We start from the raw sequence: 12958 nt of genomic DNA on the forward strand, positions 1-12958 counted from the left end.
AGGGTCAGCCCCCCTGGCGCAGGGCTGCGATGCGGTCTTCCAGGGGCGGGTGGGTCATGAAGAGCTTCTTCAGGCCACCGGTGCGTCCGCCGGAGATGCCCATCGCGGCCATCTCGTCCGGAAGCTCGCCGCCGCCCGTGCGCAGGCGGTCCAGGGCGCCAATCATCTTCTCCCGGCCGGCCAGGCGTGCGCCGCCCGCATCGGCGCGGAACTCGCGGTAGCGCGAGAACCACATGACGATCATGCTCGCGAGCACGCTGAACACCATCTGCATGACGATAGAGACGATGAAGTAGCCCGGGCCGTGGCCGCTTTCCGTGCGGAAGACGGCACGATCCACGATGTAGCCGACCAGGCGCGAGGCGAACACGACGAAGGTGTTGACGACGCCCTGGATCAAGGTGAGCGTCACCATGTCCCCGTTGGCCACGTGGGCGATCTCGTGCGCGAGCACGGCCTCGACCTCGTCCGCCTTCATGCCGCGCAGGAGCCCCACGCTTACGGCGACCAACGCGTTGTTGCGGTTCCAGCCCGTGGCGAAGGCGTTCATCTCGGGGGCATTCCAGATGCCTACTTCCGGCATGCCGATGCCCGCCTCTTTGGCCTGGCGACGGATCGTGTCCACCAGCCAGCGCTCGTTCTGATCGCGGGGATTGTCCACATCCAGCAGCTGCACGCCCATGCTGCGCTTGGCCATCCACTTGGAGCTGAACAGGGAGATCAACGAGCCGGTGAAGCCGATTAACGCAGACATCACGAGCAAGCCGGTCAGGTCCAATCCGCCCGTTTGGCGGTTGATCGTGCCCTCGAGGCCTAGCAGCGAAAACACCACGCTCACCACCACCAGCACGGCAGCGTTCGTGGCTAGGAACAGGAAGATGCGAGTCATCTCGGACCCTCGTATTGCGGTAAATGTTGGGGATATCTGGGCGCGGCTCCCCGGAGTCAAGGCCGCAGAAGGTGGCGCGTTGTCAATCTACACGAGCGTGGGTTATGTTTTCGACGACTTATCCGCCGCGGTTGTTCTTGGCCGCGCCTCGACTACCGCCGGCGCCTTCGGCGCCACCTGACGTACCGGCACGTAGGTCTGCGGGCCTAGGTGACGGGCGCCTGTCACATCACGGGGAGCAGCATGGCCTATTTCGTCACCGGGGCAACGGGGTTCATCGGCAAGCGAGTCGTGCGTCGGCTCCTCGCCCGCACGGGTCATGTGCACGTGCTCGTGCGCGACGCCTCCGATGCGCGCACCGCCGATCTGCTGCGCTATTGGAAGACCGATGGCACGCGGGTGACCTTCCTCGAGGGCGATATCACCAAGGCGAACTGCGCCCTCGCCGAGGAGCAGGTCGACGCCCTGAAGGGCAAGGTGGATCACGTGTTCCACCTGGCGGCGATCTACGACCTCACGCGCAACGAGGAGCAGCAGTACAAGGCCAACGTCGACGGCACGCGCCACGTCGTGGAGCTCGCTGAGCGCCTCGCGGCGGGCTGCTTCCACCATACGAGTTCGATCGCTGCCGCGGGCCTCTACGACGGCGTCTTCCGCGAGGATATGTTCGAGGAGGCCACGGGCCTCGACGACCCCTACTATCGCAGCAAGCACGACGCGGAAGGTGTCGTGCGCAACGATTGCAGCATTCCCTTCCGTATCTACCGTCCCGGCGTGGTGGTGGGTGACTCGCAGACCGGCGAGATGGACAAGGTGGATGGGCCCTACTACTTCTTCAAGCTCATTCAGCGCATGCGTCACATGCTGCCTGCGTGGATGCCGACGATCGGCCTCGAGGGCGGTCGTATCAACATCGTGCCCGTCGATTTCGTGGCCGACGCCATGGATCACATCGCCCACAAGCCAGGGCTCGATGGCGAGTGCTTCCACCTGACCGAAGACAAGGCACGCCGGGTGGGCGACATGCTGAACCTCTTCGCCCGTGCCGGTCACGCGCCGGAGATGGCCCTGCGCTTCGATGCGCGCATGCTCTCCTTCGTGCCGACGGCGCTCCTGCGTGGCATCGGTGCCCTGGCGCCGGTGCAGCGGGCTAAGGACGCGCTGCTCGAAGATCTGCAGATTCCCGAGCAGGTGCTGCGCTTCATCGGCTACCCCACGCGCTTCGATCGTCGCGCCACGGACGCTGCCCTCGCCGATAGCGCCATCGCGGTGCCCGAGCTCGAGGACTACGCGTGGCGCCTATGGGATTACTGGGAGCGCCACCTCGACCCCGATCTGCACGTCGATCGAACGCTGAGCGGTGCCGTGAAGGGCAAGGTGGTGGTGGTGACCGGTGCCTCCTCGGGTATCGGCAAGTCGGCGGCCGTGAAGATCGGTGCAGCGGGCGGTCGCGTCGTGCTCGTCGCGCGCAAGCTCTCCAAGCTCGAGAAGACCAAGAAGCTGATCGACGAGGCGGGCGGCGAGTCCCATATCGTCACCTGCGATATCTCCGACGTGGAGGCGGTGGACACCGCCGTGAAGCAGATCGAGGAGACGATCGGTACGGTCGATGTGCTGATCAACAATGCCGGTCGCTCGATCCGTCGCTCGCTGAAGCACAGCTTCGAGCGCTTCCACGACTTCGAGCGCACGATGCAGCTGAACTACTTCGGCGCCCTGCGCATGATCCTGCGCATCCTGCCGGGCATGGTGGAGCGCCGCGCCGGCCACATCATCAACATCTCCTCGATCGGTGTGCTGAGCAACGCGCCGCGCTTCTCCGCCTACGTCGCCTCGAAGGCCGCCCTCGACGCCTTTACGCGCTGTGCCGCGGCCGAGTTCAACGACGCGGACGTGCGCTTCACCACGATCAACATGCCGCTCGTGCGCACGCCCATGATCGCGCCGACCAAGATCTACCAGAACGTGCCGACGATCAGCCCCGAGGAGGCGGCGGACATGATCGTCGATGCGATCATCCGCCGGCCGCATCGCGTGGCGACACGATTGGGCATCTTCGCCGAAATCGCCCATTTGCTGGCGCCGAATCTGGTCCAGGTGGGCATGAACACGGCCTTCAAGCTGTTCCCGGACAGCCCCAAGGGGACGGACGGCAAGCGCCTGCCGCGCAGTGCCGAGCAGATCGCCTTCGCCCAGCTCACGCGGGGGATTCACTGGTGACTTTAGGGCTTGCCCACAAGTTATTACGTTCAAGCCGCGGACCTGTGATCTAAGTTCACACCTACTCTCCTGGGGCTGAGTACCATAGCGATGTGTCGGGAATCACCGCACCGCTAAGGGGAGTTAGGCGCTTGCAGAGAAGGGCATTGATGCTGGCGATCCGCACCGCGGACCATCTGCTGGAGCGCCAGGAGTCGTCGGCCGCGGCAGACGTTCTCGAGCGCTACCTCGCTGCCCATCCCCCCCACGGCCGGGTGCTGCAGCGCTTGGGTCGCGTGCGTCTCATGCAAGGGCGCGCGGCGGAAGCCGCCCACCTGCTCGAGCAGGCGCTCGAGTGTTGTGCTCCAGAGCCCGCGATGGACGACGAGGTCGTGGCGATCTGCACCGACGACCAGCAGCTGGCCCCCGCGACCCCGCCTAGCGCCGCTGCTCGATAGCCTTCGCGGCGATCCGATCCAGTAGCGCCGGTAGGAAGGGCTTCAGCAGCAGCCCTAAGCGCGTGCGGCTGGAGGTCAGGCACAGGCGCTTGCGCGCCCAGGTGTCCGCCAGAATCATCTCGGCGCAGCGCGACGCGGTCAGCAGCTTGCCTTCCTGCATCGGTGAGGTGCCGAGCGCCTTACCGTCAGCACCGATCGCGCGACGATGGGTCTCGGTGAGGACGAAATCCGGGGCCGCCACGGTCACGCTCACCCCCCTGTCGCGCAGCTCGATACGCAAGCTGTCCATGAAGCCGACCAAGGCGTGCTTGCTGGCCGCGTAGGCGGTACGTTCCGGCACGCCCGTCATCCCCGCCGCGCTGGCGACCGCCACCAGGCGGCCGCCCGAGGCGCGCAGGGCAGGCAGGGCGTGGCGAATGCAGTTCACGGCGCCCATCAGGTTGACCTGCAGCAGGTGGGGGAAGACGTCGAGGCTCTCCAGTTGATCGAAGCGGGCCCACATGGTGCTGCCAGCGTTGCACACCAGCGTGTCCAAACCGCCGAACTCGGCGATGCCCGCTTCCACCAGGCGCTGGCAGTCGGCCTCTCGGCTAACGTCGGTCGGCTGGGTGAGCACCTGCGCCCCGAGTTCACGGCACTCGCTGGCGATCTGTTCGAGGCGCTCGGTGTTGCGCGCGCCCAGGACGAGCTTAGCTCGCACGTCGGCCAGTTGCAGTGCACACGCACGACCGATGCCCTCCGTGGCGCCCGTGACCAACACGGTGCTGCCTGCGTATGGCGCCTTCGACATAGAGCGGGACTCCCCGAAGCTGTTGGACTGCGACGCTCCAGCGTCGGTGATGGGTTGTATATACTTTCGCCGCGTTTACCCAGGGTAGGGTGTCACGCGCGAGCGCAAACGGAGAAGCGGAACGCTTATGGTCGACTTCAACGGTCTTCACATCGTCATCACCGGTGCCGCCAGCGGCTTGGGTCGGTTGATGACCGAGCGCCTGTTGGGCGCCGGGGCCACTGTACACGCGGTGGATGTGGATGCCGATGGGCTGAAGGATCTGCAGACCCAAGCCGACGCCGGTGGTAGCGGCCGGCTGCTGCCTTACCCGTGCGATCTCAGCAACCGGCGCGCGATCGCTGCCACGGCTGATCAGATCCAGCATGCCTGTCCGGCCGTGGATATCCTGATCAACAATGCGGGAATCGTCTCTGGCCGCCCCTTGCTCGAGATCAGCGACGAGCAGATCGAACGCACCTTCGCGGTCAACACCTTGGCCCTGTTCTGGCTGACCCGCGCCTTTCTGCCCGCCATGGTTCGGCGCGATGCCGGCCACATCGTGACCATCGCCTCCGCAGGTGGCCTCGTCGGCACGGCCCGCTTGACCGACTACTGCGCCAGCAAGTTTGCCGCGATCGGTTTCGATGACTCCCTGCGGCTCGAGCTCAAGCGCCTGAACAGCCGCATTCGCACGACGGTGGTGTGCCCCTTCTACATCAACACCGGGATGTTCGAGGGCGTGCGCACGCGCTTCCCGTGGCTACTCCCGATCCTCGAGCCCGAGTACGTGGTCGAGCGCACACTGGAGGCCGTCAGGCGCGGGCGTAGGCGCCTGATCATGCCCAGGTTCGTGCTATCCGTCTTCCTGGCCCGGCTGCTCCCCACCGCGTGGTTCGATGCGGTGATGAGTTTCTTCGGCATCAGCAAGAGCATGGACGACTTCGTCGGCCGTCGCGGCAAGGCTGAGTAGACTTACTCCGCCGTGGTGGCGCCGGCCGCACCTAGCACAGGCTTTAGGCGCAGCTTCTGCCCGATGAAGATGTGCTGGCCGCTCTTCAGGGCGTTCAGGGACACGATACGATTGCGCGGGATGCCGAAGCGCTTGGCGACCTCCCACACGGAGTCACCGCGGCGCACCGTGTACACCTCGGGCACGTAGGTCTCGAAGGTCTGTCCCTTGCCGGGGACCACCAGCATCTGTCCCACGCTCAGGCGGTCGGCGTTGCTGAGGCGATTGGCGGCGATCAGGTCGCGCTGGCGCACGCCCAGACGTCGGGCGATCACGGAGATGCTGTCCCCCCGACGCACCCGGTAGGTGCCGCCAGGTGCTGTGACGACTGCCGCCGTGGTCGCGGCCGGTCGGCTGCTCGCTGTCGCCGGGGTGGAGATGGCCTTTGCCGTGACCGGCGCGGGCGTCGGTGCGCGCTGAGTTGCGCGCACGGGAAGCTTCAGGGTTTGCCCGACGCGGATCAGATGGGCGGACTTCAGGCCGTTCAGTTCCGCGATGGCGCGGGCGCTGACCCCGTAGCGCGCGCCGATCACCGATAGGGACTCCCCGCGCTCCACGCGGTGTTGCACATCGGGTGTCTGCCGGGCGAAGCGTTGGGTCGCCGGCACGGCGCCGAGCGCCTCACGAGCGCTCAGTAGATCGAGGGTGGCCGGCACGCGTAGTGCGTAGCCCTTGGGCACATGCTTCTCGCCGCGCCAGATGGGCCAGCGCAGGGCGGGGTTGAGCTTGCGCAGGGTGTCGAGGTCCGTGCCGAGGCTCTCGGCCAGCGCCGCCGCCGGCACGAAGTCCGGAATCTCCACCGCGTGATGCGGCACCGGACTGGCCGGGGTGACGTCGCCGAAGTACTGGGAGGCGTGCTGATGCACGTGGACGGCGGCGATGAACGAGGCGTAGAAGTTTCGCGAGGCAAAGCCGAAGGTGCGACCGTCGTAGCGCTCGACGATGTCACCGATGTTCTGTGTGCCGAGCTTGACGGTGGCGCGACGCATGCCCGCGACGCCGTGGTTGTACGCGGTGAGGGCGAGTGGCCAGGCGCCCAGGTCCTCATGGTTCTGCTGCAGCAGGCGGGCGGCGGCCGCGGCGGCCAGGTAGGGGTCCAGGCGTTCGTCCACCACGTGGTCGACCTGCATGAAGCGCCGCCCCGTGGAACGGGTGAACTGCCACATGCCGACGGCGGCGGCGTGGGAGCGCGCGCCGGCATTGTAGGAACTCTCCACGTGGGGCAGCAGGGCCAGTTCCTCGGGCAGGCCGAGGGCGGCGAACTCCGCGCGGATGTGATCGAGGTAACGGCCGGAACGCGCGAGGCCCTCACGGAAGCGATTGGCCTGTCCCAACTGAAAGCGCAGGCGCTTGGCGGCCTGCGCCAGGGTGGCGTTGGTGACGTCCTCGGGCCACAGGCTCAGCACCTCGCGTTGCTCGTCGGTGAGGCCTGAGCGCGCACCGCTCGCCAGGCGCTCGAGGATGCGTCGGTAATGGGTGATGCGCTTGGACACGAGGCGGCTGCGCTGGCGGCGCGAGAGTTCACCGCCGAGTTCGACTACCTCGTAGACCACACCGAGCTCTCGGTTGTCGTGGATGAACCCTTGGCTGGTCTCCACTTCCGTGTAGACGCGGCGCCAGAAGTCCGTTGCCGCGTGCAGGCTCGGCGGCACGGGGAAATGGGCCGGATCAGCGCCGGTGACGGGGGCGGTGGCCTCGTCGGCCGCTGCCACCGTGGCGAAGAGCCAGACGAGCACGGCCAACCAGGGTGCCCAGGTGATGGCTTGCGTCCCTTGGGCCCAGGCCCGTATGGTCCGCCCTTTGGCGGCGCCCCAGCGCAGTTGGCTCATCGCGTCTTCCCGAATGAGGTGAGGGGCCAGAGCGGCGCGTCTGCCGCGGACTCGGCCGAAAACGGGGGATCTGGCGATCCGTGCAACGAATGTTTGCAAGTGTCGCCATTACCCTACCCCAAGCGTCGGCCGCCCTCCAACCACTCGTTCCCGATGTGACATATGCAGTCTTCCGAGCCCGCTGAGGGCGTGCGCAAATCCCAATCCGTGACGCAGAAAAAGCTTCGCAAGCGCTTGCGCCGCCAGGTCGGTCAGGCCATCGGCGACTACGCGATGATCGAGGCGGGTGATCGGGTCATGGTGTGTCTGTCGGGCGGCAAGGACTCCTACTCGATGTTGGACGTGCTGCTCGACCTGCAGGCGGCCGCCCCCGTGCCCTTCACCCTCGACGCGGTGAACCTGGATCAGAAACAGCCGCACTTCCCGGCTCAGGTGCTCCCGGACTACTGCCGTGAGCGAGGGGTGACCCTGCACGTGCTGGAGCAGGACACCTACAGCGTGGTGAAGCGGGTGGTGCCCGAGGGGCGCACGATGTGCGGCCTTTGCTCGCGCCTGCGTCGCGGCGCGCTGTACCGCTTTGCGCGGGAGGAGGGCTTTACCAAGATCGCCCTCGGCCACCATCGCGACGACATCCTGGAAACCCTGCTCATGAACATGTTCAACGGCGGCCGGCTGGCGGCGATGCCGCCGAAGCTGCTGAGCGAGGACGGCGAGTGCACCGTGATCAGGCCCCTGGCCTACTGCGAGGAGCGGGACTTGGCGCGTTTTGCGGTGCTGCAGGGCTACCCCATCATCCCCTGCCGTCTGTGTGGCTCGCAGGAGAATTCCCAGCGCCGCAGCGTCAAGGCCCTGCTACGTGAGTGGGAGCGCGATCACCCCGGACGCATCGCCTCCATGTTCAGATCCCTGCAGCACGTGGTGCCGAGCCATCTGATGGACGCGGAACATCACGATTTCGCCGGCCTGCGAAGCGCCAACGCGCCTGCGCCAGCAGCCAGCGCCGACGCTAAGGCCTGGCTGATGCCCTCGCCGAGCGCTCAGCAGGCGCCGGCCACCTGCGAGGGGGAGAAGGCAGCCAAGCCGAGCAAGGCCGGCTCCGGCGCGGTGATCAGCGCGGTGGGGATGGGCGCCAGCAGCTGCGAGTAGTGGCCCTTGCTCTCGAAGCGCTTGCGGAAGTCCGAGGCGATGAGGCGCGGCCGTAGGCGGGGCAGGATGCCGCCCGCCAGGTACACCCCCGAGTAGGCGCCGAAGCTCAGGGCCAGGTCGCCGGCGAAGCCGCCCAGCATCGCGAAGAAGATCTGCAGGGTGCGCTCCGCCACGCGATCGCCCGCATCTGCTCTGGCCACCACCTCCGCCGCGTCCTCCGCGTTGGCCTCGCTGCCGTGTCCGCCGAGGGTGGCCACGGCGCGGTGCAGGCGCACCAGGCCGGCGCCGCACAGGAGCGTCTCCCAGCTCACGTGCCCCTCGCGCTCGCGCACCCAGGCGATGAGTTCCGCCTCCTGCTCGGTGAAGGCGGCGGCGGTGGCGTGGCCGCCTTCGCCCTCGATGGCCACGTAGCCCGCGCCGTGGGGGATCAGGGCCGAGACGCCGAGCCCGGTGCCGGGGCCGAGCACCACCGTGGGCGTGGCGGGCGAACTGCCGCGGTCTGCTCGGCGGGCCACGCCACCCAGGGGCTGCAGTTCGTCCTCACCCAGCCAGGGCAGGCACAGGGCCACGGCCGTGAAGTCGTTGATCAGGTGCACCCGCTCGATGCGCAACTCCCGGGCGAGCGATTCGCTGCTGAAGACCCAATCGCGGCGGTTGGTGAGGCGTACCTCCGTGCCGGTGATCGGCGCCGCCACGGCGATCGCCGCATCCACCGGGGGATGGTCCAGTGCCTCGCCGAGGGCGGCCAGGTAGGCCTTCAGCGCTGCGGCCAGCCCGGAATGCTCGTCGTTGCGCAGGCGGGCGAGATGGGCCACGGTGCCGTCGCTGGCGACGATGCCGGCGCGGGTGTTGGTGCCGCCGACATCGGCGACCAGGCGGTGGGTGACGGGTTGTACGCGAGCGGTCATGGACACTGGCTTCGACTGGGTGGACGACTGCCGCATAATACCGCCCCTTGCGGGGAGAGCACGGAGTAGCGCGATTGGTTGAGCAACGGGCTCACGAGGGAACGCTTCGATGAGGTGGCTGGGGCTGGATCGCCTGCTGTTCGCCCTGGCGCGGCGCGTGCTGGGGCTGTTGGTCAAGCCCTCGGTGCTGCCCTCGCCGCTGCAGTTCGAGGCCGGCGGCTCGGAGCCGATCTGCTACGTGCTGGAGAATAATTCCCTTAGCGACCTGCTCACGCTCGACCTCGTGTGTCTGCGCCACGGCTTGCCACGCCCGGGCCATCCCCTCCTGTCCCTGCACGAGCGCCGCTCGGTCATCATGTTGCGCACCAAGCGTCACTGGTATTCGCGACGCCTGACCCGCTCGGCGCGCCTCGAGCGCATGACGGAGATGGTCGCCACGGACTCTGAGCGCGACGCGCGACTGATCCCCGTCTCGATTTTCTGGGGGCGAACGCCGGAGCGCGAGAATCCGCGTTCCGTGTTCAAACTCCTCTTCGAAGAGGCCTGGGGCGTGGGGGGACGCCTGCATCGCCTGTTCGTGATCGCGGCCAATGGGCGCAACGCGCTGGTCCAGTTCTCCCCCGCCATGTCCCTGCGCAAGCCCGTCGACGAGGGCCTGGACGCGGGGCGCGCCGTACGCCGCACCCATCGCCGCCTGCGGGTGCACTTCCGCCAGCTGCGGGTGGCCGTGATCGGGCCGGATCTCTCTCATCGACGCACGCTGACTAGCAGAATCGTTCGCTCCCTGGCCGTGCGACAAGCGGTGGCCCGTGAGGCTCGAGCACAGGATCAACCGCGGCGCAAGGTGCTGAAGAAGGCGGTGGCCTACACCGCCGAGATCGCCGCGGACTACTCCTACCCGACCGTCCGTGTGCTCGATCGCATCCTCGAGTGGTGGTGGAACCAACGCTACGAGGGCATCGATATCCACCACCTGGACAAGCTGAAGGCCGTGGTGGAAGGCAACGAGGTGATCTACGTTCCCTGTCACCGTAGCCACATCGACTACCTGCTGCTCTCCTACGTCTTGCACCGTGCGGGCTTGGTGATCCCTCACATCGCCGCCGGCATCAACCTCAACCTCCCGGTCATCGGCACCTTGCTGCGCCGGGGTGGGGCGTTCTTCATGCGCCGTAGCTTCCGCGGCAACCGCCTCTACGCGGCGGTGTTCAACGAGTACCTGAGCCAGAACATGGATCGCGGCGTCTCCCTCGAGTACTTCATCGAGGGCACGCGAAGCCGCACCGGGCGCCTGCTGGAGCCGAAGCTGGGCATGTTGTCGATGACCCTGCGCGGCTTCCTGCGCCATCGCAGCCGGCCGGTGGTGTTCGTGCCGATCTATATCGGCTACGAGCACCTGTTCGAGGGGCGTGCTTACGTCGGTGAGCTCAGCGGGCAGGCCAAGAAGAAGGAATCGGTCATCGACCTGGTGCGTGTGCTGGCCACCTTGCGTGGCAAGTACGGTCGCGTCTCGGTCTCCATCGGCGAGCCGCTCTTCCTCGATGGCTTGCTGGACGAGCGCGCCCCTGGCTGGCGCGAGCGCGATGCGCTGGTGCTGGAGAAGGGAAACCCTGCCGCGGGCGGCGGCGGTGTGGTGGCGCGATTGGCGGAGGAGATCCACCGCCGCATCAACACCACGGCAGCGGTGAACCCCATCAATCTCCTGGCCTTGGCCCTGCTGGCCACGCCGAAGAACGCCATGCTGGAGCGCGACCTGGCGGCGATGCTCGACCTCTACACGGAGCTGCTTCGCCGTGCGCCTTACTCACCGCTGGTGAGCGTGGCGGACATGAGCGGTGAGCAGATCATCCGCTACGCCGACGGTATGGGCCTGCTGCGACGCCAGTCCCACAAGCTCGGTGACGTGCTCTCCCTGTCCGAGGAGAACGCGATTCTCCTCACCTACCTTCGCAACAACGTGCTGCACGTGGTGGCGATGCCGTCCCTGATCGCCTGTTGCTTTCTCAACAACCGGCGCCTCTCCGTGCGCAAGGTGGTGCGCCTAGTGCGCCTGGTGTATCCCTTCATTCGCTCAGAGCTCTACCTGCAGTGGGAGGATGGGCAGATCGGGGAGGTGGTGCGAAGTACGATCCGCGAACTCGTGCAGCTCGGTTTGTTGAGCTACGAGCACGGCGACAACGCCGTTCGTCGCCCGGTAGCGGGATCCGTCGAGGCGGTGCGTCTGTCGGTGCTGGCCCAGGGCACGCTGCAGACCATCGAGCGCTACTACATGACCTTCGCGCTACTGTTCAAGCACGGCTCCGGGGCGCTCACGGCGCCGGAGCTGGAGAGTCTCTGTCAGCTGATGGCTCAGCGGATGGCGATGCTCCACGGGCTGAATGCGCCGGAGTTCTTCGCCAAGCAGCTCTTTCGCAACTTCATCCGCGTGCTACAGCAGCGTGGCGTGGTGCGCGAGGAGGAGGACGGGGGCCTGGCCTTCGACGACAGCCTCAAGGTGATCGAGGCGGACGCCAAGCTGGTGCTCAACGAGCAGATTCGCCACAGCGTCCTGCAGGTGACGCACGTCTAGAAAGGTCGCGCTCAGGCGTTGAGGTCGGGGATCAGCTCGCTCTCGAGGTGCGCGATCATGTCCTTAAGCTGCAACTTGCGCTTTTTCATTCGGCGCAGTTCCAGCTGGTCCGTGGCCGGACTTACAGCGGCCACCTCGATTTCCTCGTCGAGCCGTCGGTGCGCCAGGCGCAGCTCCTTCAGCTTGGCGAAGCCCTCGAAGACCTCGGTGTCTATCTTGTCAGCCATGGCACGATCTCGCGACGGCGCAGGTGAGCAGGAGCACGGCAGGCCGTGTTCGCCTAGTCCGGTAGATAACTCGTCCAGTCCCGGTCCCCATCCCCATAGACCAGGAAATGGGGGTTGAGAATCTCATCTCGGGCATTGTAAGTCAGCGGCTCTCCGGACGTGTTCACCACGCGCCCGCCGGCGGCTTCCACCACGGCTTGGGCAGCCGCCGTGTCCCACTCGGAGGTGGGGCCCAGGCGCGGATAAATGTCGGCGCCGCCTTCTGCCACGATGCAGAACTTCAGGGAACTGCCCATCGCGATGATCTCGTGTTCTCCGAGCGCTTCGAGATAGCCGTCCAGCAGGGCGCCGCGGTGGGAGCGGCTGCCGACCACGCGCACAGGCTGCTGGCTGGGCTTGGTGACCTGGATCGAGCGGTGCTCGTCGCCTTCGCTCTTGAAGGCCCCGAGGCCGTCGGCCCCGAAGTAGTCGATGCCAGCCCCGAGCGCGGGCACGTGAACGACGCCGAGCACCGGGCGGTTGCCGTGGACCAGGGCGATGTTCACGGTAAACTCATCGTTGCGCTTGATGAACTCCTTGGTGCCATCGAGGGGATCGACCACCCAGAGGGTCTCCCAGGTGCGGCGCGCCTCGACGTCCTCCTTTTTGCTCTCCTCGGAGAGCACGGGGAACTGCGGCGTCAGCTCGGCCAGTCCCTCCATGATCGCCCGGTGGGAGGCGAGATCGGCGGCCGTAAGGGGCGAGTCGTCGTCCTTCTTCTCAACGTCGAAGTCGGCGGAATTGTAGATCTCGAGGATTCGACGGCCGGCGCGACGGGCGATGGCCACGACCTCTGGCAGCAGTGACTTGAGCGGCAGTTGAGCGTCCATCCGATCCCCGATCTCAGTTGACGTGAGGCGCCCACGAGCGCGCGAGGGCCGTATCATATCCGACCACGGCCGACTCGCGGGTG

Annotated in this window: 11 protein-coding genes; 5 read left to right on the forward strand and 6 right to left on the reverse strand. The window is 66.8% G+C overall.

Annotation, left to right across the window (positions count from 1 at the left end; all coding sequences use genetic code 11):
• Positions 1-4 precede the first annotated feature (4 nt).
• Positions 5-889, reverse strand: coding sequence for a protease HtpX (htpX, locus tag AAF184_02035; GenBank protein ID MEO0421085.1), 885 nt, complete (start codon positions 887-889; stop codon positions 5-7).
• A gap of 243 nt (positions 890-1132) precedes the next feature.
• Between htpX and AAF184_02040 the strand changes: the two genes are divergently transcribed.
• Together AAF184_02040 and AAF184_02045 are read left to right on the forward strand one after the other, a co-directional pair.
• A complete protein-coding gene (locus tag AAF184_02040) occupies positions 1133-3109 on the forward strand; it encodes an SDR family oxidoreductase (protein MEO0421086.1) in 1977 nt (658 codons plus the stop codon).
• 149 nt (positions 3110-3258) lie between these two features.
• Complete coding sequence (locus AAF184_02045) at positions 3259-3546, forward strand: tetratricopeptide repeat protein (protein ID MEO0421087.1); 288 nt, start codon at positions 3259-3261, stop codon at positions 3544-3546.
• On the opposite strand, the gene AAF184_02050 is transcribed toward AAF184_02045, so the two are convergent.
• Positions 3527-4336 (reverse strand): SDR family oxidoreductase, encoded by an 810-nt coding sequence (locus AAF184_02050; GenBank protein MEO0421088.1) that lies wholly within the window; start codon positions 4334-4336, stop codon positions 3527-3529. The two genes, AAF184_02045 and AAF184_02050, sit on opposite strands and share 20 nt — an antisense overlap.
• A 127-nt stretch (positions 4337-4463) precedes the next feature.
• Between AAF184_02050 and AAF184_02055 the strand changes: the two genes are divergently transcribed.
• A complete protein-coding gene (locus AAF184_02055; protein ID MEO0421089.1) occupies positions 4464-5288 on the forward strand; it encodes an SDR family oxidoreductase in 825 nt (274 codons plus the stop codon).
• Positions 5289-5290: 2 nt separating this feature from the next.
• Here AAF184_02055 and AAF184_02060 read toward each other — a convergent pair whose 3' ends face one another.
• Positions 5291-7156: a LysM peptidoglycan-binding domain-containing protein gene (locus AAF184_02060; GenBank protein ID MEO0421090.1), complete on the reverse strand. Its 1866-nt coding sequence runs from the start codon at positions 7154-7156 to the stop codon at positions 5291-5293.
• A 162-nt stretch (positions 7157-7318) separates the two neighbouring features.
• Between AAF184_02060 and ttcA the strand changes: the two genes are divergently transcribed.
• A complete protein-coding gene (ttcA, locus tag AAF184_02065; GenBank protein MEO0421091.1) occupies positions 7319-8302 on the forward strand; it encodes a tRNA 2-thiocytidine(32) synthetase TtcA in 984 nt (327 codons plus the stop codon).
• Here ttcA and glk read toward each other — a convergent pair.
• Positions 8194-9210 (reverse strand): glucokinase, encoded by a 1017-nt coding sequence (glk, locus tag AAF184_02070; protein ID MEO0421092.1) that lies wholly within the window; start codon positions 9208-9210, stop codon positions 8194-8196. The two genes, ttcA and glk, sit on opposite strands and share 109 nt — an antisense overlap.
• 109 nt (positions 9211-9319) lie before the next feature.
• On the opposite strand from glk, the gene plsB reads away from it, so the two are divergent.
• Positions 9320-11779: a glycerol-3-phosphate 1-O-acyltransferase PlsB gene (plsB, locus tag AAF184_02075; GenBank protein ID MEO0421093.1), complete on the forward strand. Its 2460-nt coding sequence runs from the start codon at positions 9320-9322 to the stop codon at positions 11777-11779.
• An 11-nt stretch (positions 11780-11790) separates the two neighbouring features.
• On the opposite strand, the gene AAF184_02080 is transcribed toward plsB, so the two are convergent.
• Together AAF184_02080 and cysQ are read right to left on the reverse strand one after the other, a co-directional pair.
• Positions 11791-12006, reverse strand: a complete 216-nt coding sequence (locus AAF184_02080) for a YdcH family protein (GenBank protein ID MEO0421094.1) — start codon at positions 12004-12006, stop codon at positions 11791-11793.
• 53 nt (positions 12007-12059) lie between these two features.
• On the reverse strand, positions 12060-12875 hold the full coding sequence (gene cysQ, locus AAF184_02085) for a 3'(2'),5'-bisphosphate nucleotidase CysQ (protein ID MEO0421095.1): 816 nt from the start codon (positions 12873-12875) through the stop codon (positions 12060-12062).
• Between the last annotated feature and the right edge of the window lie 83 nt (positions 12876-12958).

Source organism: Pseudomonadota bacterium, assembly GCA_039815145.1.
GTDB lineage: Bacteria > Pseudomonadota > Gammaproteobacteria > Steroidobacterales > JBCBZW01 > JBCBZW01.

Excerpts from the sequence above, each read along its gene's own strand:
- htpX (MEO0421085.1), bottom strand. The coding sequence starts at position 889 with ATGACTCGCATCTTCCTGTTCCTAGCCACGAACGCTGCCGTGCTGGTG.
- AAF184_02040 (MEO0421086.1), top strand. The coding sequence starts at position 1,133 with ATGGCCTATTTCGTCACCGGGGCAACGGGGTTCATCGGCAAGCGAGTC.
- AAF184_02045 (MEO0421087.1), top strand. The coding sequence starts at position 3,259 with ATGCTGGCGATCCGCACCGCGGACCATCTGCTGGAGCGCCAGGAGTCG.
- AAF184_02050 (MEO0421088.1), bottom strand. The coding sequence starts at position 4,336 with ATGTCGAAGGCGCCATACGCAGGCAGCACCGTGTTGGTCACGGGCGCC.
- AAF184_02055 (MEO0421089.1), top strand. The coding sequence starts at position 4,464 with ATGGTCGACTTCAACGGTCTTCACATCGTCATCACCGGTGCCGCCAGC.
- AAF184_02060 (MEO0421090.1), bottom strand. The coding sequence starts at position 7,156 with ATGAGCCAACTGCGCTGGGGCGCCGCCAAAGGGCGGACCATACGGGCC.
- ttcA (MEO0421091.1), top strand. The coding sequence starts at position 7,319 with ATGCAGTCTTCCGAGCCCGCTGAGGGCGTGCGCAAATCCCAATCCGTG.
- glk (MEO0421092.1), bottom strand. The coding sequence starts at position 9,210 with ATGACCGCTCGCGTACAACCCGTCACCCACCGCCTGGTCGCCGATGTC.
- plsB (MEO0421093.1), top strand. The coding sequence starts at position 9,320 with ATGAGGTGGCTGGGGCTGGATCGCCTGCTGTTCGCCCTGGCGCGGCGC.
- AAF184_02080 (MEO0421094.1), bottom strand. The coding sequence starts at position 12,006 with ATGGCTGACAAGATAGACACCGAGGTCTTCGAGGGCTTCGCCAAGCTG.
- cysQ (MEO0421095.1), bottom strand. The coding sequence starts at position 12,875 with ATGGACGCTCAACTGCCGCTCAAGTCACTGCTGCCAGAGGTCGTGGCC.